Consider the following 23,386-nt stretch of genomic DNA (forward strand, 5'->3'; position numbering starts at 1 on the left):
GTCCTCGTCCGCTGTGAGACCACCCAAGGAGAAGGACACATGACCGATCGCATCAACCGACGCATGATGATCCGTTCCGCCGCCGGCGCAGGTGTCGCAGGCGTCGGCGGGCTCGCACTCAGCGGGACCGCCCATGCCGAAACGGCACCGCCGAGTCTCGTCGAGGCCGACGGGTCCCCGGTCCTGACGCCTCAGCAGTTCGGTGCCGTCGGTGACGGCGTGGCCGACGACACCGCCGCCATCCAGGCCGCGATCAACGCGGCGCGTTCCCAGCTGAACAAGATCGTCGTCGTCCCGCCCGGGCAGTACAAGGTCACCTCGACGATCGTGGTCGGTGACCACGAGTACGAGACCCCCGGCGAGCACCTGAACCGGTTCGTGCTGCGCGGGTACGGCATGTTCAGCGAGGAGCCGTCGAAGTTCATCTTCCACCACGACGGTGTCGGCATCCGGTGGGAGGCGTCGCTCGGCGGAATCCACGGCATGGCGTTCGACGCCCCGGTGAAGACGGCGAACAACGTCGGCATTCACGTCGCCCGGACCGCGAACACCGACGATACCGACGTCACGATCGTCGAGTGCTCGTTCCTGCGCTTCAATCGCGCGGTCGAGAGCGTCGGCCGCGGCTTCAGCTTCACGAAGAACAAGGTCGCCGTCTGCACGACAGGCGTCACGATCTCCTGGCCCACGGAGGGCGTGCAGGGCGACGGTGTCCACGTCCTCCCGTACGGTCTGCGCAAGTGGCTGATCACCGACAACCACTTCCACTCTGACTTCGACGCGATCGTGTTCAACGGCGCCCCGGACGGAAATTTCCGCGGCGCGGTGATCAGCAACAACCTGCTCGACATCGGCCGCCGGCTGTTCAAGGGCAGCCTGACGAACTCGACGATCAGCGGCAACGTCGTCGAGAACGGCACCGGGAACGCGATCATCCAGATCGATGCCGGCGGCCACAATCTCACCATCACCGGCAACGTGATCGGCGGGTTCGACACGACGCCGGGGGCGTGGGACCCGCCCCGATACGCGATCCACTTCACCAGCGGGGTGTCGGCGAAGAACGTCACGATCTCGGCGAACTCGTTCAACTGGATCGGCGGCTCCGGCATCCGGTTCGACCAGTCCGCCGACAAGATCAGCGTCACCGACAACTCGTTCGATCGCTGGAACCAGACCAACTCGGCCATCCACGGCGCCGTCCTCGTGAACGCCGACGCCACCCGGTTCGCGATCCTCGGCAACGTCTTCTCGGCCAATCCGAACCCGGCCGGGCTGCCGATCCGGATCGCCGGCACGCTCAGCGCGTCCAACGCCGTCGGCAACGCGTTCGAGCAAGCAGGCCTGGTCGCCGCCGGGTCGATCGCCCCCGACTCGTTCGTCGAGTCCGCGCCGGGCCGGTTCACGAGGCTCGAGGTGGCCGCCGCGAAGGGCGCCGCCGCACGCGTCCACAGCACGGCCACGTCCGGCATCGCCGCCGGCGACAGCTACGGCGGCTACCTGGTCGAGGGAGCGCTGGCGGCCGGGGCGGGCGCGGGCGTCAAGGGCGGTGTCGAGGTGGTCGCGGTGAACGCGTCCGGGTCGGCGGCCACCAACCTCCTGTGCTCCACGAACTCCACGAACGAGGTGGTGGCGTTCCAGGCCAGCGCCGCGGGCCTCGTCCCGCCGACGGACAACGCCCGCGACATCGGCAGCCCCGACGCGAGCATCCGGACGGTGTACACCTACGCCACCCGGCTGCATCCCTACACGGTCGCGACCATGCCGCCGGCCGCGGACGCGCCGGGAGCGCTCATCCAGGTCGTCGACGGTCAGGGCGGCAAGCCGTGCCTGGCGATGTCCGACGGGACGTCGTGGCGTCGGATGCCGCTCGGGAACGCGGTCAGGTAGGTGAGCATGGGTGATGACGTGACCTCGGTGCCGTGGTGGCGAGACGCGGTGATCTATCAGGTCTATCTCCAGTCCTTCGCCGACGGCAACGCCGACGGGATCGGCGACATCGCCGGGCTGCGAAGCCGGGTCGGCTACCTGTCGGGTCTCGGCGTCGACGCCATCTGGATCACGCCGTGGTTCCGCTCACCCCTGCGCGACGCCGGCTACGACGTCTCCGACTACCGCGCCATCCATCCACGGTACGGGTCCGTGGACGAGGGCATGACGTTGATCGACGAGTGCCACGCGGCGGGGATCCGGGTCATCCTCGACATCGTTCCCAACCACACCTCTTCGGCTCACCCGTGGTTCGTCGAGGCGCTGGGCGCACCGCCCGGATCCCCGGAACGCTCTCGTTACCACTTCCGCGCCGGGCGCGACGACGGCCGGAGTCCGCCCAACGACTGGCTGAGCGTGTTCGGCGGACCCGCCTGGACACAGGTCGAGGACGCGCACGGCCGGCCGGACGAGTGGTACCTGCATCTGTTCGACTCCTCGCAGCCCGATCTGAACTGGGACAGTGCGGACGTCCGGTCGGAGTTCGAGGACGTCCTGCGCTCCTGGTTCGACCTCGGTGTCGACGGGTTCCGCATCGACGTCGCCACCGCGCTGGTCAAGGCGCCCGGACTCCCGGATCTCGGGTACCCCGACGGCGCGTTCCTCGCCGACCTGACCCGCGCGGACCACCCCCACCGCGACCGCGACGAGGTCCACGAGATCTACCGCGGCTGGCGAAAGCTGGCCGACTCCTACGATCCACCGCGGATGTTCGCCGCGGAAGCCTGGCTCGACGACCCGGACCGGCTGTCGCGGTACGTCCGGCCCGACGAGCTGCACACCACCCTGAACCTGTACTACCTGAAGTCGGCGTGGACGGCGGATAGCATGCGCCGCGCCATCGACGCCTCGATCGCGGCCACGTCGGGTGTCGGGGCCCCCACCACGTGGGCGCTGTCCAACCATGATGTCGAACGTGTCGTCACTCGATACGGCCGCGACGACACCCGTCGGCGACCGGGCGTGTCCGGGCCCGAGCTGGGGCCGGTCGACGAGCAGTTGGGCCGCCGCCGGGCCCGAGCAGCGGCGCTGCTGACGCTGGCACTACCCGGCAGTGTGTACGTCTACCAGGGCGACGAGCTCGGGTTGGCCGATGCGCACGTGCCGGAGCACGCCCGGCAGGACCCCATCTGGATCCGGTCCGGGGGCCGGCGCCGGGGTCGCGACGGCGCCCGGGTGCCCTTGCCATGGGCGCCGGACGGCAGCTCGTTCGGCTTCGGCGACGACGGCGCCTGGCTGCCGCAGCCCACGGGGTGGGGAACGCACGCGGTGTCGTCCCAGGCAGGCGACGACTCGTCGTTCCTCGAGCTGTACCGGAGCGCGTTGCGTCTCCGGCGCACTCATCCGGCTCTGGGCGGAACGAACGGCGTGCACTGGTCCGAGGCGCCCGGTGACGACGTCCTCGTGTTCACCCGTGATCCCGGCTTCGGCTGCGTCGTCAACTTCGGGCCGGCGCCGGCGCCGATCCCCCTGGACGGCCGCGTCATCCTGTCCAGTGACCACGCAACCACCGAGGGCGAGGTCCCTCCCCACGGTGCGGTCTGGCTGGATCTCCATCCGGTGAGCCGCCCATGATCTCGGCCGAGCGTCCGAACGTGGTGCTGATCCATTGGCACGATTAGGCTGCGGTGACCGGAGGTGGCGATGACGCGCGAACCTGCCGACGAGGGACGGGGCGCTCTCGCCGCGTTTCTCACGTCACGCCGGGGACGGGTGTCGCCGGAAGAGGCCGGCATCCCGCCGGGTTTGCGGCGCCGAACGCCCGGCCTGCGGCGCGAGGAAGTCGCTCTCCTCGCGGGGATCAGCCCCACCTGGTACACGTACCTGGAGCAGGGCCGCCGGATCCATCCGTCGCAGCAGGTGCTGGACGCGATCGCCCGGGTGCTGCGGCTGAGCGAGGACGAGCGGCGCTACATGCACGTGCTCGCTTTCGGCTCGGTCCAGAATCCGCAGCCTCTCGAGGGTGAGATCCCGGCCGACGAGATCGTCCGCCAGCTCGTCGCGACCGCTGAGCACAGTCCGTACCCGGTGTATGCCGCCGATCTGTTCGGCGACCTCATCGCCTGGAATCGGGCGATGGCCGACTATTACGCCGACTTCGACGCGATGCCGCCGGAAGACCGGAACATGATCCGCTGGCTGCTGTTCGACCCCGAGGCCAGGCGGCGGCTACCCGAGTGGGCGGCGGACGTGCCGGACATCGTCGGGCGGTGGCGCGCCATGGTCACGGCCCACAGCCAGGTTCCCGGGCTGCTCGACCAGGCCGCGGAGTTCCGCCGTGGCTCCGCCGAGTTCGCCGAGGCATGGGACGGGTACGAGGTGGTCGAGAGGCGCACCCGCACCCGGACCTTCCTGATGCCCGGCGGGCACCTGGTCGTCATGCGGCTGATCGTCGTGCACGCCCCCGAGTTCGAGCCGTCGCTGGTCGCGTTCCACGTCCCGGTCTAGAACCATGCCTGACCTGCGCTGATCCGGCTGGTACCGCTGGTTCTAGAACAACCACTGTCTACCCGCGCGGCCGGCTGCTGCCGAACGATCGACTCATGCACCGACGAGTCCAGAGCCAGGAGCCCGCGATGGCCCTCGACGCGCATCTTCGCCGCCGCGGCGACAGGACGAAGGAGAGCTCATGGCGACCGCCGCAGTGATCTTCGCGAATCCCTCGGGGAGGATCCAGTACTGGAACCCTGGAATGACCGAGCTGTTCGGCTTCAGCGAGGACGAGGCACTCGGAGCCACCCTCGACCTCATCGTTCCGCCCGACTATTGAGAGCGGCACTGGATCGGATATCGCGCGGCCATGGAGTTGGCGGACGGCGTCGTCGATCACGGCTCCTACAACGTTCCGGCACTGCACCGTGACGGTCGAAGGATCCGGCTCGAGGTTCACCTCAACGTCATTCACGACAGCCGCGGCCGCGTCGTGGGAGCGTTCTCTGCCTTCAGCCCGGACGAAGGCCCTTCTGACTCGATTGAGCCCCTCTAGAGTCAGACGCCTAGGAAGCCGTGGCCGCTCACAGCAGCGGCCAGACGACCGGCCGTCGCGCGGTGGTCGCGTACCGTGTCCCCGCGTGGAATCGTTCGTCCCCGCGCTCGTCATGGCCCTGGTGGTCTTCGTCCTGTCGATCCTGGTGTTGCGTCGGGTCACGACGCCCGCGAGTCTCGTCCGGCTCGCCGATCGGTTACCTTCGCGGCCGAGAACCGCCTTCTCGCCCGACGAGGTACGCCGGCAGGCGACCGGTGTACTGAACCGGCTCGCCGACGAGCTGAGCCGGACGAACCCGGCCGAGGTGGACCGCGATCTCTACGAGCGCGCCGGGACCGGGCTCGACGATCTGCGGGTCGGCGCCGGGCGATCGCACGTCCGGTACCGGCCGTGCTTCTTCAACCCGCTGCACGACCAGGCCACCGGCCAGGCCGACTACGTGATCGGCTCGGGCACCGTCTCAGTGCCGGTGTGCCGGCGGTGCCAGAGCGAGATCCGCAGGGGCGGGCACGACCTCGACGCGGTTCCGAGCGACACCCGCCCCGGTGAGCCGTACTTTCTCGGCGACGACGAATGGGCTGTCACCGGGTACGGAGCGCTGGTCGAGGACCTCCCGGCGGCGCTGTTCCGGTACCAGCGGGCCTTGCGCGAAGACGCCCGATGACGGCCAGGACGTCGTCGAAGACCAAGCGGCTCCGGCGCGCAAGGAAGCGACTCGAGGTACGGCGAGATCGGCCGTCCGCCACCGTCGTCCCGTTGCGGGCTCGTGTCCTGCGGCAGCTGGAGATCTGGGGTGGCGCCGCCGTGCTCGCCGCCGGCGCCTACGTCGGCGCGGTGATCGCGGTGGAGGCGTTCCTCGACGACCGGGACGACGAGTCTCCGCTCGCCACCGCCGCGGAGGCGCTGGGCGACGGCAACGTCTACGTCGACTCCCGGGCCGAGGGCGTGGTCGACGAGGCCGGGCTCACCGCGTTGGAGGAGCGGGCGGCCGGCGCGAGTCAGCCCACGCGGGTACTGATCTGGCCGCTGGACGGCGGTTGGCCGGCCGACGTCGTCGAGCACATCGCGGCACGGTCGGACCTGGACAGCAGGTTCCTCCTGGTCGACGAGGAGGGGCGGACCGCGGTCGCGTCGACGCTCGACGAGTGGGAGCCGTCGATCGACGACACCGAGGGCATGCCGCCCGCCGACGCGGCGGCCCAGGCGCTCGAGGAGCTCGAGGCGACACCGTTGCAGGGGGAGCCCGAGGAGTACGACGAGGGCTCGCAGCCGTTCGGGTCGACCTGGCTCGCCGCCGCGCTGGGTGGCTTGCTGGGGGTGGCGATCATTCTCCTCGCGGTCAGCGGCGGGTTCGTGGCATTCGGCGTCCTCCTGCTCGCGGCGGCTCCCGGGTGGTTCGCCGTCGACGCCTACCGCCGTCGCCGGGCCGGCCCGGCGATCGCGAACATCGAGGCGCGGCCGGCGCGCCGCCGCGGTCCGAACCGGCTCGTCTACCGGCCTCCGAACGACGTCCTGGTCCGGCTCAACACCATCCGTGCCACCGAACGAGCCGAGCGCCTGCGCGATGAGTTGCTCGCCCTGGGGGAGCGGATGGCCGCGTCGACCGACGACGCCACGGGAGCGGCCTGGGAGCAGGCTCTCGACTGCTATGCGACGGCGGGCCGCATCGCCGACCGCGTCGAGGGCGATACCGACCTCGCGAGCCACGCCGACGTCGTCGCCGGCCTGGTCCTGGTGGCGCGCGGGCGGCAGGCAGTTGACGCGGCCGAGTCCGGCAACGAGCCGGCGGAGTCGGCCGACTGCTTCGCGAACCCGTTCCACGGTCCGTCGGTCGGCGCCGTGCCGACGATCGCGCTCGGCGCCCAGCGGCCGCCGGCCTGGGTACCGCACCAGGTCGACGTCTGCTCGACGTGCCGTGCCGCGGCCGAGAAGGGGATCGCGGTCGCGGATCCTCTCGTGCTCGACTCCGGCGGCGGGCGCATGCAGGCGTACTGGATGCTCGACGTGACGCCGTGGGCCCGGCTCGGTTACGGCGTCGCGACGCGTGAGTTGATCGACGCCTGGAGCCGCCCACGGGTCTGAACCCCGTCCCGTCGCTCGGCATCTTCCCCCACTGAGCTAGCTGCTATAAGCTAGCTGATGTCTTACATCCACTTGGGGAGACCATGGCCGACATTCCTTCGGATCCGCCGGTGCGCCTGACGGCGGCGCCGTTCACCGCGTTCGACCGCGAACGCTCCCTCGACCTGGACCGCATCGCCGGCCAAGTGGCAGGTCTTCGCGCTGATGGCGTCCACGCGGCCTTCGTCTGCGGCACCACCGGCGAGGGGGCGTCGCTGACCGAGGCGGAGCGCATGAGCGTGGCGCAGCGCTGGTGCGCGGAGGCAGGTCCGGGATTCGGCGTCGTGGTCCACGTGGGCCATGCGAGCCTGCGGGTGGCGACGGAGCTGGCTCGGCACGCCGCCTCGGTCGATGCGAACGCCGTCGCCGCCGTCGCGCCCTACTTCCACCGGCCGCAGACGGTGGAGGAGTTGGTGGAGGCCTGCGCCGAGATCGCCGGGGCGGCCGGGTCGCTGCCGTTCTTCTTCTACCACCTGCCGGACATGACCGGTGTGCGCGTATCGATGGCGGAGTTCATCACGCTCGGCCGCAAGGAGATCCCGAACTTCGCCGGCGTGAAGTTCACCCACAACGATCTCGCCGAGCTCGGACAGTGCCTGCAGCTGGCCGGCGACGACCTGGAGATCATGGCCGGCCGCGACGAGATCCTGCTGTCCAGTCTCGCGGCGGGGGCGGTCTCGGCCGTCGGGAGCACGTACAACTTCGCCGCGCCCATCTATCTCGACATGGCGGATGCGTTCGCCGCCGGCGACCTCGCATCGGCGCGCCGGTTGCAGCAGGTCGCGCGGGGTGCGATCGACCTGGTCCATCCGTTCGGCGGTCTGCCGGCGCTCAAGGCGATCGCGTCGATGATCGGCGTCGACTGCGGGCCGTGCCGGCTCCCGCTGCGCGATCTCGACGAGGCTGCGCGGGCCGGCCTCCGGCGGGGGCTCGAGAGCATCGGCTTCCTCGAGACGCTCGAGCAGAGCCGAGCGCGCCGTGCCGTGGACGAGACTGCCGCTCGAGCGGTCTGATCAGCGGCTGGGCAGGGGAGCTGTCATGCGGGAGCAGCAGGTCCGGCACGACGTGACCGTTGTGGGCGGCGGGCTGGCGGGCGTGTGCGCCGCCATCGCCGCCGCTCGCCTCGGGCGGTCGGTCGCGCTGGTCAACAACCGTCCGGTGCTGGGCGGGAACTCGTCCAGCGAGATCCGGGTGTGGGTGGTCGGCGCGACGGCGCATGGCCGCAAATCACCAGGCGCGCGAGACCGGGATCATGGGCGAGCTGTTCGTCGAGAACCAGTACCGCAACCCCGAGGGCAACCCGTACTACTGGGACGCGGTCGTGCTCGACGCGGTGCGGGCCGAGCCGAACATCTCGCTGTATCTCAACACCGACGTGCGGTCGGTCGCCGCGTCCGACGGCCGCATCGAGTCGGTGACCGGCTGGACCATGGGGTCGGAGCTGCTGACGACGTTCACCGGGCCGGTCTTCCTCGACTGCACCGGCGACGGCTTGGTCGGCTATCTCGCCGGTGCTGAGCATCGCATCGGTCACGAGGCCCGGTCGGAGTACGACGAGCCATGGGCGCCCGACGAGGCGAGTCGGCTGACCATGGGGAGTTCGCTCTTCTTCTACTCCAAGGACGCCGGCGAGCCGGTGCGGTTCGTCCCGCCGGACTTCACCAAGGACATCACCGCGACCACGATCCCCGAACTGCGCACCATCCGCGCCGACGAGAGCGGCTGTGCCTACTGGTGGATCGAGTTCGGCGGCGAGCTGGACACCGTCCACGACAACGAGGCGATCCGCGACGAGCTGTGGGCCGTCGTCTACGGGATCTGGGACCACATCAAGAACTCCGGCGAATTCGTCGACGTCGACACCTTGACCCTGGAATGGGTGGGCGCGTTGCCGGGCAAGCGGGAGTCGCGCCGGCTCATCGGTGATCACGTGCTCACGCAGCACGACATCGTGAACCAGGCAGACTTCGACGATCGGGTGGCGTTCGGAGGATGGTCCATCGACCTTCATCCGCCCGGTGGCATGTACGCGTCGGCGAAGGCCTCACGGCACTTCATCGTCAACGGCGTGTACCACGTTCCGTACCGGGCGCTGTACTCGAGGAATGTCAGCAACCTGTTGATGGCGGGACGGAACGTCTCGGCGACCCACGTCGCGCTCGGCGGCGTGCGGGTGATGGCGACGTGCGCCGTCATGGGCGAGGCCGCCGGGGCGGCGGCCGCCCTGTGCGCGGCGCAGGGCCTGCTGCCCGCGGCGTTGCCTGCCGGAGTGTTGCAGCGCACCCTGCTGCGTGAGGACGCCTCCATCGTCGGGCTGCGCGACGAGGACCCCGGTGACCTGGGCCGCCGGGCTACGGCGACGGCTTCGGGCTCGCTGGGTGAGCTCGCCGTGGAGGATGCGGCGCGCACGTTCGGTCTGGCGGCCGACGCGGGACTCGTCGTCCCGGTCGATCCGGCGCTCACCTCGCTGGAGTTCCTCGTCGACGCCCGGCGCGACACCGAACTGGTGGTCGAGGTCTACGACCCGGGCCGCGGCCAGAACTACGTGCCGATCGACCTCATGGGCAAGGTGACGGCGGCGGTGGCGGCGGGGGAGCGGCAATGGGTCCGCCTCGAACCCGACTGGACGCCGGCGTCGCCACGCAACGCCTTCGTCGTCGTCAAGGCGAATCCGGAGCTGTCGCTGCACGTGGCAGAGCGGCCGACGCCGGGCGTGCTGTCGTTCAGCCGTCGGCGGTCGCGGCCGGAGGGCGATGCCGGACAGGTGGTCCGGGAGTGGACCGACCGTGGCCTCCTGCGGCGGACGTTCTGCTTCCGGGCCGGCGCGACCAGGGCGTTCGAACCCGCGAAGGCGGTCGACGGCTACCTGCGCCCTTTCGCCGGTCCGCACCTGTGGGTGTCGTCGCCGCTCGGTCCCGAGGCCCCGGCATGGCTGCAACTGACCTGGCAGGAGCCCGTCGTCGTCGGCCGGATCGAGGTCATCGCCGACGACGACCCCAACGAGGATCTGATCAACCTGCACCGCCATCGCACGCCGTTCGACGTCCTGCCGACCCTGGTGCGCGACTACGTCGTCCAAGCGCGCGTCGAGGGGGCATGGCAGGACATCGCCGAGACGAGGGGGAACCACCGCCGGCGGATGAGCCACGTGCTCGACCATCCGGTCGAGACGAGCGCACTGCGGGTCCTGGTCACGGCGACCAATGGTGCCCCGGCCGCGCACCTGGTCGCCGTCCGCGCCTACGCCTGACGCATGACGTTGTTCGGAGCGGGCCGGCTCGAGCCGCCCGCCATCCAGAGGTAGTCCAATGAAGGGAGACCCATGGCCAGGCAGGGATCGACACGAAGGACGTTCCTCAAGGCGACGGCGGTCGCCGGGATCGGCGCCGCGAGCGGAATCTCCGCGTCGGTGCCGGGCATGCGCCCGGCGGCGGCCGGACCCCAGGTCGAGTACCTGACCGTGTTCGAGTCGTTGATGGACGGCTACCACACCTTCCGCATCCCGGCCGTCACCAAGGCGCCCGACGGCACGGTCCTGGCCTTCGCCGAGGGCCGCCGGCTCGCCGCCGCCGACTCCGGCGACATCGACCTCGTCCTGCGTCGCTCGCTCGATGGTGGCCGGACCTGGGAGCCGCTGCAGGTGGTCGGCGACAACGGTCCGAACACGTTCGGGAACCCGGTCCCCCTGGTCGACCCCGCGTCGGGCGACATCGTCCTGCTGAGCACGCACAACGCAGGGCACGTCAACGCCGGGCAGATCCGGCGCGGCGAGGTCACCCCGGAGGAGTCCCGGCGCGTGTTCGTCCAGCGCAGCACCGACAGCGGCGCCACGTGGTCCGAGCCGGTGGAACTCACGTCGGAGGTGAAGCCGTCGCACTGGAAGTGGTACGCCACCGGCCCGGGCCACGGCATCGCGCTCCAGCACGGCCCGCACGCCGGGCGACTGGTCGCGCCCTGCAACCACAGCTTCCTCGTCGACGCCCTCTCGCGGGAGAACAGCCACGTCATCTACAGCGACGACGGCGGCCACACCTGGCAGCTCGGCGCCATCGCCACGCAGACCGGCGACGCGGTCGGGAACGAGAACTCCGCGGCCGAACTGAGCGACGGCACCGTCTACTTCAACGCGCGCAACTCCCACCTGCTCAATCCGGGCAACCGCATCGCGACGACCAGTAGCGACGGTGGTGAGACGTTCGACGGGCCGTTCGTGCCCGTCCTCGACATCGTCACGGCACAGGTCCAGGGGTCGGTCCTCAGGCTGTCGCCCGAGGTCGACCGGAGAGAGCGCATCGTCTTCTCCGGGCCCGGGCACTTCATCGCCCGCGAGAGCCTCACCCTCCGGCACAGCGGCGATCGGGCCCAGACCTGGAGCGACGGCAACGTCCTGTACGACGGCCCGGCCGGGTACTCCGACCTGGTCGAGCTCGGCAAGGACGACGGCCCGCCGCTGATCGGCGCGCTCTACGAGAACGGCGATCGGCTGGAAGAGATCGTCGGGTCCGGCCTGGCCTACCACCAGCGGATCACCTTCGCCAGGGTGCCGGTCGCCCGCCTCGATGTATCGAGTCCGCCTCCGTTCGTCACGCCCGACTCGTCCGGCCGGGGCAACCACGGCGTGGTGAGCGGAACGCCACTGAGAGGCCGCGGCGCCTTCGGCCGGGCCGTACAGTTCGCCGGCCACTACGTCGAGTTCCCGATGAACGACGACCTCGCTCTGGCCGACAGTCCGTTCACGGTCGCGACGTGGTTCCGTACCGAGTACCGCGCGTTCAACCAGGCGCTGTTCTGGGCGCATTCCACGGCCACCGAGCGCGCGAAGTGGCGCATCGCGATCGAGGGCGGGCGCATCCGCGCGCTGCTCGACGACACGGTCACCGCGCGCTTCGTCAACGGCGAGGTCGACGTCACCGACGGCGCATGGCACCACCTGGCCCTGGTCCGCGACGCGCACGAGACCGTGCTCTACGTCGACGGAGTCCGCGCCGGCACCGCCGGCCCGGTCGCCGGGTCGGTGTCCCAAGACGCGCCGGGCGGCGTTCGCGTCGGCGCTCGCGTCGACGGGATCAACTGGCCGTTCGTGGGCGCCATGGACGAGATCTGGGTGATCCGGGAGGCGCTGACCGCGGATCGGATCGCCGCGCTCATGGCGTCGAACGAGGTAGCCGGCGGCGCGGTGGTCGCGCACCTGGCGTTGGACACCATGCGCCGCTGAGGGTTGACATCTATAAGATAGCAGCTAGCTTATATCCATGAGTCACGGTGACACGTTCCGGCTGGCGCAGGAGAGGCTTCGCCAGTACATCGACGACCACGATCTCCGGCCCGGCGATCGGCTGCCCTCGGAGGCGCAGCTGGCCGAGAACCTCGGCATCAGCAGGATCTCGCTGCGCGAGGCGACGAGGAGCCTGCAGTCACTGGGCGTCATCAACGCCGTCTCGGGCCGGGGACTGTTCGTCAGCGAGTTCTCGTTCCGTCCCATCCTGGAGCAGTTGCCGTACGGGCTGGCGGTCGGAGGCGCGTCGCTGCACGAGGTCTTCGTCGTTCGCGAGGCCCTCGAGGAAGGCCTGGTCGAGATGGTCGCCAAGCGGCTGACCCCGGCCGACCTCGACGACCTGCAGGCGATCGTCGACCAGATGGCGCGCAAGGAGGAGGCCGGCGAGTCGCTCACCGAGACCGACAAGGCCTTCCACGCCCGGCTCTACCGTCCCCTCGACAACGCCCTGGTGTCGTCGCTGATCGACATGTTCTGGGAGCTGTTCAACCGCCTCTACAGCTCGCTTCCGGGTGAACGCGACCCGCACCCGGCGCGGGTGCACCAGGGCATCGTCGACGCGCTCCGGGCGGGTGAGGGGATGTCCGACGCCATGGTCAGCCACTTCAGCTACATCCGGCATCGGCTCGAGCCGCTCGGGTCGTCGCACAAGGAGGGAACCGGAGAGCCCGGTTCGCCTGAGTAATCCCCTTCAGGCAGGAGACACAGGACATGGTCCAGCATCAACGACGATGGAGGATCCGCCGCTTGGCGGCGGCGACGGCCGTGGGCGTCATGGCCATGGCCGGCTGCTCGTCGATCGACGCGCCGGCGGACGACGACGCCGATGACACCGCCGCCGAAGGCGAACCGCAGACCGGTGGCACCCTCACGTACCTGCAGGCCGGCGACGTGACCACGTTCGACCCGGCCATGCTTCCGCAGGTCAACTACGCCATGCTTCCGCAGCTCTTCGACACGCTGGTCTCGCTCGACGCCGCGCTCGAACCACAGCCGGAGCTGGCGGAGTCGTGGGAGTTCAACGACGACCGCAGTCAGCTCACCCTGCGGCTGAGGGAGGGTGTGGTCTTCCACGACGGGACGCCCTTCACCGCGCAGAGCGTCGCCTTCACCCTGGACCACTATCGCGACCCCGAGGTCGGAGCACTCATCGGCCCGTTGCTGGCGGCCATCAGCGAGGTGGAGGTCGTCGACGACACGACCGTCGTCCTGCACTTCTCCGCGGAGCCGGTCAGCATCTTCGACGCACTGGACCTGATGTTCGTCATCCCCGAGGGCGACCGCGACCGGATCGCCACCGAGCCCATCGGCACCGGGCCCTTCCAGCTCGAGAGCCGCCAGCCCGGGGTCGGCCTGACCCTGGTCCGCAACGAGGACTACTGGAAGGACGGCCTGCCGCACCTGGACCAGATCGAGATCGTCGCGGCCCGCGACCAGCAGGCGGCGATCGTGCAGCTGGAGAGCGGCGCCGGGGACATCCTGCTCCGGCCGCAGTACAGCGACCTGGGCCGCCTCGACGACCAGGACGGCATCTCCACCCGCGTCCTCGACATCTCGCCCAACATGCTGTCGCTCCACGTCAACGTCGCCACCCCGGCGCTGGCCGATGCGAGAGTCCGGAAGGCGATCTCGCTGGCCATCAACCGCGAGCGCATCGCCGAGACGGTCCTCGCCGGGACGGTCGAGCCGACCTGCCTCCCATGGAGCGAAGGCTCGCCCGCCTACAACCAGGAGCAGGTCCGCGACGCTTGTGCCTATGACCCGGCGGAGGCGGAGAGACTGCTCGCCGAGGCCGGATTCGACGGCAGCACCGAACTGTCGATCGTGGTGCAGAGCGGGGTCGAGCCCGCCTACGGCGCGGCGGCGGAGATCATCGCCGAGGATCTGCGGCAGATCGGGGTCACCGTCGCGATCGAACCCGAGGAAGAGGCGGAGGCCGCCCGGCGACTGGACGAGCGCGACTTCGACCTGTACTCGAAGGGCTACGGCCGGGCGAACCGCGATCCCGTGACCGCCCTGAGGTCCACGGCGGCCTGGCGGCCGGACGACGGCGTGACGAACTACGCCTCGCCGGAGTACACCGACCTCATCGACCAGGCCACCGCCGAGACCGATCCGGAAGCACGGCAAGAGATCTTCGAGCAGCTCAACCAGCTGATCCTCGACGAATCGTTCATGCTGACCATCACGTCGCTCCCGACCACGTTCGCGTACGCCGACCATGTCAGGGGACTGACCACCAACCTCGAAGGCATGCCCCTGCTCGACGAGGCATGGATCTCCGAGTAGCCGATGTCGATGACCCGTTACGTGGCCGGTCGCCTGGCACAGATCGTGCTCCTGGCGTTTCTGGCGTCACTGCTGATCTTCATGTTCAGCCGTGCGCTGCCGGGCGACCCCGCCACGCTCTACGCCGGTCCGGACGCCAGCCCCGAGACCGTCGCGGCGGTGCGGGCGTCGTTCGGCCTGGACGAACCGATCTTCGTCCAGTACTGGCGCTGGCTGACCGAAGCGCTCCAAGGCAACTTCGGCCAGTCCTACAACAGCCGGCTGCCGGTGTCCGAACTGGTGGCCGGGGCGCTGCCGGCGACACTCCAGCTTGCCGCCGCCAGTCTCGTCCTCGCCTTGATGATCGGCCTGCCGACCGGCGTGATCTCGGCCCTGAAGCCCGGCTCGAAGGCGGACTACGCGATCACGACCTACAACGGACTGGCGCTGAGCATCCCGGGTTTCTGGCTGGCGATCCTGCTGATCATCCTGTTCGCGTTGGTCCTGGGCCTCCTGCCGGCCGGCGGACGCGTCAGCATCTTCGACGATCCGGCTGGAGCGCTGCGCACCATCGCCCTGCCCGCGGTGGTGCTCGCGTTCCGGCTGTCCGCGGTGCTGTCCCGCTTCACTCGGACAGTGGTGCTGGAGGCCCTGAACGACGACCACGTGCTCACCGCCACCGCGAAGGGGCTCAGCCGCCGGGCGGTGCTGACCAAGCACGTGCTTCGTAACGCGGTCGTTCCGCTGATCACCATCATCGCCGTCGAGGTCGCCGAACTGTTGAACGGCGCGGTGATCCTCGAGGCGCTGTTCGGCTGGCCGGGCATGGGGTGGTTGTCGGTGCAGGCGGTGCAGACGCGCGACTACCTGCTGCTCCAGGCGATTCTGCTGGTGTTCGTGCTGGTGACGCTGGTCCTGAACCTCCTTGCCGACGTCGCCCAGGCCCGGCTGGATCCACGGGTGCGGACCAGACGGGGGGCGCTGCGGTGAGCGCGGCAGTGACGCCCGAGCCGGGCGTGAAGGCGGCCGTCACCCCGATGCGCGGCGGCTACTGGCGGCAGAGCCTGCGCCAGTTGCGCCGGCACCGGCAGGGTCAGATCGGCGCCGTCCTGGTGCTGCTCATCGTGATCCCGACGATCATCGCGCCGTGGATCGCGCCGTACGACCCACTGGCGCAGCACGCCGGTTCCGAACTGCTGCCTCCGGGTGGGCAGTTCCTCCTCGGCACCGACGAGTTCGGTCGCGACCTGCTCAGCCGGGTGATCTACGGGGGCCGCGCGTCACTCGTCGTCGGCCTGTTCGCCGTGTCGATCGCCCTGGTCGCCGGGGTGCTGCTCGGCATGTTCGCGGCGTACCGCGGCGGCGTGATCGACACCGTCCTCAGCCGGTCGTTCGATGTGCTGCAGGCCTTTCCCGGCGTCCTGATCGCGATCTCGATCGTGGCGCTGCGGGGTCCGGGCGTCGAGAACGTCGCTCTGGCTCTCGGCATCGGCTTCGCGCCGGTCTTCGCGCGACTGGCCCGGGCCGGCACGCTGTCGGCCCGGAACGCCGATTTCGTCGAGGCGGCGATCTCGATGGGCGCGGGGACCGGGCGGGTGCTCCGGCACATGTTCCCCAACATCTTCGCGCCCATCCTCGCGCAGGCGGGCATGCTCGTCGCGGCTGCGATCCTGGCCGAGGCCGGGCTGTCGTTCCTGGGGCTGGGGTCGCAGCCGCCGGATCCGTCGTGGGGCCAGATGCTGAGCGTCGCCCAGGGCTATCTGCGCGTCGCCCCGTGGTACGCCGTGTTCCCTGGTCTGGCCCTGACGATCCTGCTGATCGGGATGACCTTCCTGGTGGATGCCCTTCGGGACGTGCTCGACCCCAAGTCCGAGCTCCGAAGGAGCGTCACATGACCGATCCGGTGCTGCGTGTGCGCGAGCTCGGCGTGCGGTTCGGCGTCGACGGACCGGCCGCCGTCGACGGGCTGTCCTACGACGTCCACCCGGGCGAGACCCTCGGCATCGTCGGGGAGTCCGGGTCGGGCAAGACGATGGCGCTGCGGGCACTGCTGCGACTGTCGCCGCCCAACGCGGTGGTCACGGGGCGCGTGCTGTTCGGCGACCGGGACCTGTTGCAGGAACCCGAGTCGGCGATGGCCGCGGTGCGGGGCCGGACGATCGCCATGGTCTTCCAGGACCCGACCACGTACTTCAACCCCGTCCTCACCGTCGGAGCCCAGGTCGCCGAGGCGGTCCGCGCGCACCATCGGCGGACATCGCGCAAGGCCGCCCGGCAACGGGCCGTCGACCTGCTCAGGCGGGTGGGGATACCGGCCGCCGAACACCGGTGCGACCAGTTCCCGCACGAGTACTCCGGAGGTATGCGGCAGCGCGCGATGATCGCGATGGCGATCGCCAACGAGCCGGAGATCCTGCTGGCCGACGAGCCGACGACCGCGCTCGACGTGACCGTGCAGGCGCAGATCCTCGACCTACTGCGGGTCGCCCAGGAAGAGACCGGCGCGGCGACGGTCCTGGTCACCCACGACCTCGGCGTCATCGCCGAGATCGCCGACCGGGTGCTCGTCATGTACGCCGGGCGTGCGGTCGAGGAGGCGCCGGTTCGGTCGATCTTCGACTCTCCGGGGCACCCGTACACCGCGGCGTTGCTGGCGAGCCGGCCGATCCTGGGCGACACGCTGAAACGGCTGCGGCCGATCCCGGGCGTCATCCCGGCCATCGGCGAGTTGCCGCCGGGCTGCGCCTTCAACCCCCGGTGCGACCTGGGCCGCGACGACGACCGCTGCCGCACGGTCCGGCCGGACCTTCGCACGGTCGTCGACGGGCACTCGTCGGCCTGTCATCACGCGGAGAAGCTGCTCGACATCATGACGACCTCGGGAGAACGCGCATGACGGCCACATCGCTGGATGACGGCGCGGCGGTCGCCGGCGTCGCGGACGGCGACGAGGCCGTCCTCGAGGTGGACGGCCTCGTCAAGCACTTCTCGACGGGCGGCGACTTCCTCGGGCGGCACCGGTCGACCGTCCACGCCGTCGACGGCGTCAGCTTCTCGATCCGCCGCGGCGAGACGCTGGGACTGGTCGGGGAGTCCGGGTGCGGCAAGTCGACGGTGAGCCGGCTCGTGCTCGGCCTGATGAAGCCGACCAGGGGTTCGATCCGGTTCCACGGGCAGGAGATCACGAACCTGCGGCCGCGTCGGCTGCGGCCCGTCCGGCGTGACATGCGGCTGGTGTTCCAGGACCCGTACGCCTCGCTGAACCCGCGGATGACGGTCGGCGACATCGTCGGCGAGCCGTTCCGCATCCATGGCCGCGGACGGGAGGTCGCGCGGGAGGTGCCGCGGCTGCTCGAGCTGGTCGGTCTGCGCCCGGAGCATGCCGGACGGTTCCCGCACCAGTTCTCCGGCGGGCAGCGCCAGCGCATCGGCATCGCCCGGGCGCTGGCGCTGGACCCCTCGCTTCTGGTGCTGGACGAGCCGGTGTCCGCGCTCGACGTGTCCGTCCAGGCCCAGGTGATCAACCTGCTCCAGGACCTCCAGCAGGAGTTCGGTTTCGCCGTGCTGTTCATCGCCCACGACCTTGCGCTCGTGCGGCACATCTCGGCGCGCGTCGCGGTGATGTACCTCGGGACCGTCGTCGAAGAGGGCACGGGCGAGGAGATCTACGAGCGGCCCACACACCCGTACACCCAGGCGCTGCTGTCCGCCGTGCCGATCGACCATCCGGACCAGCGTGGACGAGGCCGTCTGCTGCTGGCCGGCGACCCGCCGAGCCCGCTGGACCCGCCGTCCGGATGCCGCTTCCGGACGAGGTGCTGGAAGGCCCAGCACACCTGTGCAGATGAGGAGCCCATGCTGATCGAGCGTCCTGCCGACCCCCATCGGAGTGCATGTCACTTCGCCGCCCTCGATCCGGGCGACGGTGCCAGGTGAGCACCGGCGAACGGCCGAACATCCTCTGGTTGTGTGCGGATCAACAGCGGTTCGACACCCTCGGCGTCTACGGGAACCCGTACGTCGAGACCCCCAACCTCGACCGGCTGGCCACCGAAGGCGTGATGTTCGACCACGCCTACGTGCAGAGCCCCGTCTGCACGCCGTCGCGAGCGAGCTTCCTCACCGGCCGCTATCCGCGCACCACCCGTGCCCGGCAGAACGGTCAGTCGATCCCGCCGGACGAACGCCTCGTCCCGCGCATCCTGGCCGATGCCGGCTACACGTGCGGCCTGGTGGGAAAGCTGCACCTCAGTGCCGCCCATCCGCGGCCGCACCGTCCCGTGGAACCACGCATCGACGACGGCTACAGCTGGTTCAGCTGGTCGCACCAGCCGCCGCCGAACGCGGTGCAGGCCGCGATGGACTGGCCCACCAACTCCTACACCAACTGGCTGCGCGCCCGCGGTGTCGAGTTCGAGCGCGAGACACACCCGGACACTGACGAGGTCCAGATCGGCGTCGCGGAGGAGCACCAGCACACGACGTGGTGCGCCGACACCGCCTCCGATTTCGTCGAGACCATGGCCGGCTTCACTCAGCCGTGGCTGCTGTCGGTCAACTTCTACGACCCGCATCATCCGTTCGACCCGCCGAAGGAACTGCTCGACCGGTACATCGAGCTGCTCGACGACATCCCGCTGCCGAACTATGTGCCGGGGGAGCTCGACACCAAGCCCGAGTTCCAGCGGTGGCACCACGAAGGCACCTACCAGGGCGCACGAACTATCGCCTATCCCGACCGGACCGATCGGGAGCACCGGGTGATGCGCGCCGCCTACTGGGCGATGATCGACCTGCTCGACCGCCAGGTCGGCCGCATCCTCGACACCCTGGAGCGCACCGGACAGCGCGCGAACACCATCGTCGTCTTCCACGCCGACCACGGTGAGCTGCTGGGTGACCATGGGCTCTACCTCAAGGGGCCGCACTTCTACGACCCGGCGGTCCGGGTGCCGCTGATCCTCAACTGGCCGGCCGGGCTTCCGTCCGGGCGGCGGGTCGGTTCCCTCGTCGAGCTCGTCGACCTCGCGCCGACCCTCCTCGACGCGGTGCGCGCCGAGCCGGAGCCGGGGATGCAGGGTCGCTCGCTCTGGCCCTTGATCAACGGATCGATCGCCGACGCGGAGCATCGCGACGACGTCTACGCGGAGTCGTACAACGCCGGCGGGGACCACAACGGGGAACGGGCCTACGTGACCATGGTTCGTACGGCCGAACACAAGGCCGTCGTCGTGCACGGGCATCCCGGCGACGTCGACGGCGAGTTGTACGACCTGATCGACGACCCGGGGGAGAACGTCAACCGCTGGGACGACCCCGCCTACGTCGATGTCAAGGTGCGGATGCTCCGGCGCATGGTCGACCGGATGGCCATGACCGTCGACCCGCTCCCTGAACGAGACGACGTCTGGTAGCCGGCCTGGCGGGGCTTGACGCGTTGACGGTGGTGAAGGTCGAGTTACTCCTGCTGTAGCCGTAGTAGCTCGACCTCGACGGCGAACCGGGCCACCAACCCGTGCCGGCTGACCCGCAGCACCGGCCCGGGGGAGGCCTTGACCCCCGGGCCGGTGCTCGTCTGCGGTGGTCAGTCCGGCAGGCCGATGTCGGATTCGAGGAAGTGGTTGAAGACGATCAACTGGTACGGGTTGTCCGTGCCCCGCTCGTAGAGCACTCCGATCCGGCCGTTGGCGAGCTCCACCATGTCTGAGTACGCCGACTCGCCGGCGAAGATGACGCCGCCGTCGTTGACGCCGGTCCAGTTGGCTCCCTCGTTGTACGAGGAACGGATCATCATCCGGTTGCGGCCGTCCGACGGTGACGAGAAGAGCACCCGGTTGTAGTCGTCGCCATCGAGGGTGGACCGCAGCCGCAGGACGGCGCCCTGCACGTTCGGCGCGAGCAGCGTCGTGACGTTGAGGAACGGCCCGTCGAAGGTCTCACCTCCGTCGGAGCTCACGGCGCGGGACTTGTCGTAGCCCTCGACGGCGCCGCCGTTCTCGTCGCGGGCCATCACGTAGATGCTGCCGTCGTTGCGTTCGAAGAGGTTGGGTTCCTGAGCCTGGACGCCGTTGACCGTCGTGTACGTGGCTCCCTTCTGCCACGTCCGGCCGGCGTCGTCGCTGTAGACGAGCACCAGGGCGCCGGCCGGGTTCATGGCCCACAGCGGGACCACCATCCGCCCGGGGTGGTCGCCCCGCTCGAGCTGGATGCCGTGGGCCGGGCCGGCCAGAACGTTCCAGCCGGCGAGGTCGAGGTAGCCGCCGTCGCAACCGGGAACCGAGGCGGCGACCTGGATGCACTCCGGGGGCGTGAAGGTGACTCCGTCGTTGACGCTGACGAGCTGATGCACCGTTCGCAGGTCGCCACTCATGCCCTCGCTGGCCAGCACCGTGATCCGGTCGCTGGCCCGGTCGACGATCGGCACCGGGTTGCTCCATCCGGCCTGGCTGGTGCCGCCCGGGTCGTTGCCGGTCGCGATGACCTTGACGGCGGACCAAGTGGCGCCGTTGTCGGTGGACCGCCGCACCACGAGGTCGGCCTCGCCGTGGTCGGCGCAGGTTCCCCTCCGGCCCTGGGCGAAGGCCAGCAGCGTCCCCTCGTTGGTCCGCACGATCGAGGGGATGCGATAACACGCGTAGTCGTCGGCGGTGTCCGCGCGGAACAGGATCGTTCCGGAGATCACCGCCTCTGCCCGTGGCGCCGACGTCACCGCCGTGAGTCCGGTGAGGAGCAGCCCCAGCGCGCAGAGCATCGCCCCTATTCGACGTCCCATGTCGAACCTCCCATTCTTTCGGTGCCGGCCTCGATCCCTGCTGGTGCCGGCTCGATGGCGTTGAACCTCAAGTTGAGCCGGAGCCCGTCGACGATCGCGTCGGTGTCGAAGCGGATCCGGTCGAGCTCCTCGGTCGTCAGCGCGCGGTCGTACAGGCGGAACTCGTCGAGCCCGCCGGTCCATCTGTTGGCGCCATCGAGGCGCTGCCCGATGTACAGGCCGTGCAGCCCGAACTCACGCCCGTTCGTGGGCGCCCCGGGAGGCGTCGGGCCGGTCGCCACGGATGCGCCGTCGACGTACATCGTCAGCTGGTTGCCCACCCGCTGGAGCGCGAGATGGTGCCAGGCTCCGTCGTTGTACGCCTGGGACGACGAGATCCGGGCGGCCGTCCCGAGACCCGTCGAGAGGTAGGCCTGAAGTCGATCGCTCTCGGGTTCGGCTCGCAGCCAGAGCTGCGGAGCCGCGTCCATGCGGTACGCCCAGAGGATCGCTTGGGTGCCGGTGGTCTCGGCGTAGCGGAACCACGTCGTCATGGTGAAGTCGCCGTCCCCGACGTCCACCGCGGGCGAGTACGGGATCTCGACCCGGTCGTCGACGCCGTCGAACGCCAGCGCCCTGCCGAACCGGCCCTTCGTCCGCTGGGCGTCGCCCCTCACATACGCGTCGTTGTCGTGGTTCGGGGCCGTGTCGGGTGTGGTCGGGCCTGGTTCCGGCGGCGGAGCGAACGCCGGCGGGGTCCCGTTCGGCGTCTCGAGGTACGCCTCGTTGAAGCGGGCCCACCGGATCGTCTCGTACGGGTTGGCCTGGCCCGCCTCGTAGGCCAGACCGGCGATCACGCCGTCGGCGGGGTCGGTCTCGATCTCGACCAGGTCGGAGTACGCCGTCGGGCCCCACCAGAAGACCTTGCCCTGATCCCAGGTCTGCCACGTGGTTCCCTCGTCGAAGGACGACCTGACCGCCATCACCTCGCGGGCGCCCGGGTGGGCGACCGTGGAGATCAGGAGGCGGTTTCGCGCGTCGCCCTCGTCGGTGGCGGTCAGGCGCAACAGCGCGGCCTGGACCTGCACCGTGGTGAAGGTCGGCAGCATCTGGAAGTACCCGTCGTAGGTCTCGCCGCCGTCGCTGGAGTACGCGAACGCCCGTACGCCGGCCGACGCCGAGGCGACCTCGCGGGCGCTGAAGTAGAGCCGGCCGTCCGTGAGCTCCACCACCGTGCTCTCGGTCGGCTTGGTGCGCCCCTCGAAGTCGTCGACGACGGCACCGATCCGCCAGGTCAGGCCGCCGTCGTCGCTGAGGTACGTGTGGTTGCCGAAGACGGGGAGGCCGGCTCCGTTGCTCATCTCGTGGCTGGAGCTGACCACCAGTCGTCCCGCGTTCGGGCCCCGCGTGAGCTGGATGCCGTGGACCGGGCCGTTCGCGACGAAACGGTCCCACTCCGGGCGCTTCAGGTGCGGCATCTCGCGAGGGGCACTCCACGTGGCGCCGTCGTCCTCGCTCGTGACCAGGTGGACGTCCCGGTCGCAGGGAGGGCAGCCGCCCTTGACGTTGCTGTTGGCCAGGATCGAGATCCGGCCGCTCTCGCGGTCCACGACCGGTACGGGGTTCCCGAGGGTGCCGTCGCCTCCGTCGGCGATCAGCTGGACCGGCCCCCAGGTCCGACCGCCGTCGGTGGACCGCTTCAGCACGAGGTCGATGTCGGCGTCGTCCGCGCAGCTGCCGTTGCGGCCTTCCACGATGGCGAGCAGATCCCCGTTGCCGGCCTTGACCAGCGAGGGGATGCGGAAGCAGAAGAATCCCGCCTCACCACGGCTGAACAGGACCTCGTCGGTCCCCACGGGCTCGGCCGCGGCGGCCGCCGCGCCACCGGCGCCGAGGCCGGTGGCGATCATCGCCATTGCCGTCACCACTGATGCGATCGTCAGCGACCGCCGATCGTGTCGTCGTCTTCGGCGCACGAAGGTTCCTCCTAGTCGGT

General features: G+C 70.0%; 18 protein-coding genes and 1 pseudogene. 17 read left to right on the top strand and 2 right to left on the bottom strand.

From position 1 onward, the window contains the following. Positions 1 to 39: 39 nt before the first annotated feature. The 17 genes and pseudogenes from BLV05_RS35845 to BLV05_RS17020 all read left to right on the top strand — a co-directional run bounded on the left by BLV05_RS35845 (position 40) and on the right by BLV05_RS17020 (position 20,053). The gene (locus BLV05_RS35845; protein ID WP_046768153.1) at positions 40 to 1,890 is read left to right on the top strand and encodes a right-handed parallel beta-helix repeat-containing protein; all 1,851 of its coding nucleotides are present in this window, start codon (positions 40 to 42) and stop codon (positions 1,888 to 1,890) included. Positions 1,891 to 1,896: 6 nt separating this feature from the next. Beyond that, the gene (locus tag BLV05_RS16945; RefSeq protein WP_046768207.1) at positions 1,897 to 3,564 is read left to right on the top strand and encodes a glycoside hydrolase family 13 protein; all 1,668 of its coding nucleotides are present in this window, start codon (positions 1,897 to 1,899) and stop codon (positions 3,562 to 3,564) included. 69 nt (positions 3,565 to 3,633) lie between these two features. Further along, the gene (locus BLV05_RS16950) at positions 3,634 to 4,437 is read left to right on the top strand and encodes a helix-turn-helix transcriptional regulator (protein ID WP_046768154.1); all 804 of its coding nucleotides are present in this window, start codon (positions 3,634 to 3,636) and stop codon (positions 4,435 to 4,437) included. A gap of 181 nt (positions 4,438 to 4,618) precedes the next feature. Beyond that, positions 4,619 to 4,759 (top strand): PAS domain-containing protein, encoded by a 141-nt coding sequence (locus BLV05_RS16955; protein WP_082155131.1) that lies wholly within the window; start codon positions 4,619 to 4,621, stop codon positions 4,757 to 4,759. Between the two features lie 30 nt (positions 4,760 to 4,789). Next, positions 4,790 to 4,975, top strand: coding sequence for a hypothetical protein (locus BLV05_RS16960; protein WP_052762345.1), 186 nt, complete (start codon positions 4,790 to 4,792; stop codon positions 4,973 to 4,975). Between the two features lie 85 nt (positions 4,976 to 5,060). Continuing rightward, the gene (locus tag BLV05_RS16965; RefSeq protein ID WP_046768155.1) at positions 5,061 to 5,639 is read left to right on the top strand and encodes a hypothetical protein; all 579 of its coding nucleotides are present in this window, start codon (positions 5,061 to 5,063) and stop codon (positions 5,637 to 5,639) included. 92 nt (positions 5,640 to 5,731) lie between these two features. Continuing rightward, positions 5,732 to 7,057, top strand: a complete 1,326-nt coding sequence (locus tag BLV05_RS16970) for a hypothetical protein (protein ID WP_046768156.1) — start codon at positions 5,732 to 5,734, stop codon at positions 7,055 to 7,057. 83 nt (positions 7,058 to 7,140) lie between these two features. Further along, positions 7,141 to 8,109: a dihydrodipicolinate synthase family protein gene (locus BLV05_RS16975; protein ID WP_046768157.1), complete on the top strand. Its 969-nt coding sequence runs from the start codon at positions 7,141 to 7,143 to the stop codon at positions 8,107 to 8,109. A gap of 25 nt (positions 8,110 to 8,134) precedes the next feature. Further along, a pseudogene (locus tag BLV05_RS16980) lies at positions 8,135 to 10,346 on the top strand (FAD-dependent oxidoreductase). Between the two features lie 72 nt (positions 10,347 to 10,418). Further along, positions 10,419 to 12,311, top strand: a complete 1,893-nt coding sequence (locus BLV05_RS16985; protein ID WP_082155132.1) for a sialidase family protein — start codon at positions 10,419 to 10,421, stop codon at positions 12,309 to 12,311. A gap of 37 nt (positions 12,312 to 12,348) precedes the next feature. Further along, positions 12,349 to 13,056: a FadR/GntR family transcriptional regulator gene (locus tag BLV05_RS16990; RefSeq protein ID WP_046768158.1), complete on the top strand. Its 708-nt coding sequence runs from the start codon at positions 12,349 to 12,351 to the stop codon at positions 13,054 to 13,056. A 62-nt stretch (positions 13,057 to 13,118) separates the two neighbouring features. Continuing rightward, the gene (locus BLV05_RS16995; RefSeq protein ID WP_046768159.1) at positions 13,119 to 14,660 is read left to right on the top strand and encodes an ABC transporter substrate-binding protein; all 1,542 of its coding nucleotides are present in this window, start codon (positions 13,119 to 13,121) and stop codon (positions 14,658 to 14,660) included. A gap of 9 nt (positions 14,661 to 14,669) precedes the next feature. Beyond that, positions 14,670 to 15,629, top strand: a complete 960-nt coding sequence (locus BLV05_RS17000) for an ABC transporter permease (RefSeq protein WP_046768209.1) — start codon at positions 14,670 to 14,672, stop codon at positions 15,627 to 15,629. Continuing rightward, positions 15,626 to 16,534 (top strand): ABC transporter permease, encoded by a 909-nt coding sequence (locus tag BLV05_RS17005; RefSeq protein ID WP_152690696.1) that lies wholly within the window; start codon positions 15,626 to 15,628, stop codon positions 16,532 to 16,534. The genes BLV05_RS17000 and BLV05_RS17005 overlap by 4 nt, the downstream gene beginning before the upstream one ends. Beyond that, positions 16,531 to 17,535, top strand: a complete 1,005-nt coding sequence (locus tag BLV05_RS17010) for an ABC transporter ATP-binding protein (protein ID WP_046768160.1) — start codon at positions 16,531 to 16,533, stop codon at positions 17,533 to 17,535. Before BLV05_RS17005 ends, BLV05_RS17010 begins: the two co-directional genes overlap by 4 nt. Continuing rightward, on the top strand, positions 17,532 to 18,575 hold the full coding sequence (locus BLV05_RS17015; RefSeq protein WP_046768161.1) for an ABC transporter ATP-binding protein: 1,044 nt from the start codon (positions 17,532 to 17,534) through the stop codon (positions 18,573 to 18,575). Before BLV05_RS17010 ends, BLV05_RS17015 begins: the two co-directional genes overlap by 4 nt. Continuing rightward, complete coding sequence (locus BLV05_RS17020; protein ID WP_197683696.1) at positions 18,572 to 20,053, top strand: sulfatase family protein; 1,482 nt, start codon at positions 18,572 to 18,574, stop codon at positions 20,051 to 20,053. The genes BLV05_RS17015 and BLV05_RS17020 overlap by 4 nt, the downstream gene beginning before the upstream one ends. A gap of 170 nt (positions 20,054 to 20,223) precedes the next feature. On the opposite strand, the gene BLV05_RS17025 is transcribed toward BLV05_RS17020, so the two are convergent. Both BLV05_RS17025 and BLV05_RS17030 read right to left on the bottom strand, forming a co-directional pair. Next, entirely contained in the window at positions 20,224 to 21,411 is a 1,188-nt protein-coding gene (locus BLV05_RS17025; protein WP_082155134.1) for a sialidase family protein, read from the bottom strand. Next, positions 21,396 to 23,306, bottom strand: coding sequence for a sialidase family protein (locus BLV05_RS17030; RefSeq protein WP_052762350.1), 1,911 nt, complete (start codon positions 23,304 to 23,306; stop codon positions 21,396 to 21,398). Before BLV05_RS17030 ends, BLV05_RS17025 begins: the two co-directional genes overlap by 16 nt. Positions 23,307 to 23,386: the final 80 nt, after the last annotated feature.

Source organism: Jiangella alkaliphila (assembly GCF_900105925.1).
Lineage (GTDB): Bacteria > Actinomycetota > Actinomycetes > Jiangellales > Jiangellaceae > Jiangella > Jiangella alkaliphila.

Coding starts and splice junctions, on each gene's coding strand:
- BLV05_RS35845 (WP_046768153.1), top strand. CDS start 40: ATGACCGATCGCATCAACCGACGCATGATGATCCGTTCCGCCGCCGGC.
- BLV05_RS16950 (WP_046768154.1), top strand. CDS start 3,634: ATGACGCGCGAACCTGCCGACGAGGGACGGGGCGCTCTCGCCGCGTTT.
- BLV05_RS17000 (WP_046768209.1), top strand. CDS start 14,670: ATGACCCGTTACGTGGCCGGTCGCCTGGCACAGATCGTGCTCCTGGCG.
- BLV05_RS16945 (WP_046768207.1), top strand. CDS start 1,897: ATGGGTGATGACGTGACCTCGGTGCCGTGGTGGCGAGACGCGGTGATC.
- BLV05_RS17010 (WP_046768160.1), top strand. CDS start 16,531: ATGACCGATCCGGTGCTGCGTGTGCGCGAGCTCGGCGTGCGGTTCGGC.
- BLV05_RS16960 (WP_052762345.1), top strand. CDS start 4,790: ATGGAGTTGGCGGACGGCGTCGTCGATCACGGCTCCTACAACGTTCCG.
- BLV05_RS17025 (WP_082155134.1), bottom strand. CDS start 21,411: ATGGGACGTCGAATAGGGGCGATGCTCTGCGCGCTGGGGCTGCTCCTC.
- BLV05_RS17030 (WP_052762350.1), bottom strand. CDS start 23,306: ATGGCGATGATCGCCACCGGCCTCGGCGCCGGTGGCGCGGCGGCCGCC.
- BLV05_RS17015 (WP_046768161.1), top strand. CDS start 17,532: ATGACGGCCACATCGCTGGATGACGGCGCGGCGGTCGCCGGCGTCGCG.
- BLV05_RS16985 (WP_082155132.1), top strand. CDS start 10,419: ATGGCCAGGCAGGGATCGACACGAAGGACGTTCCTCAAGGCGACGGCG.
- BLV05_RS16990 (WP_046768158.1), top strand. CDS start 12,349: ATGAGTCACGGTGACACGTTCCGGCTGGCGCAGGAGAGGCTTCGCCAG.
- BLV05_RS16975 (WP_046768157.1), top strand. CDS start 7,141: ATGGCCGACATTCCTTCGGATCCGCCGGTGCGCCTGACGGCGGCGCCG.
- BLV05_RS16955 (WP_082155131.1), top strand. CDS start 4,619: ATGGCGACCGCCGCAGTGATCTTCGCGAATCCCTCGGGGAGGATCCAG.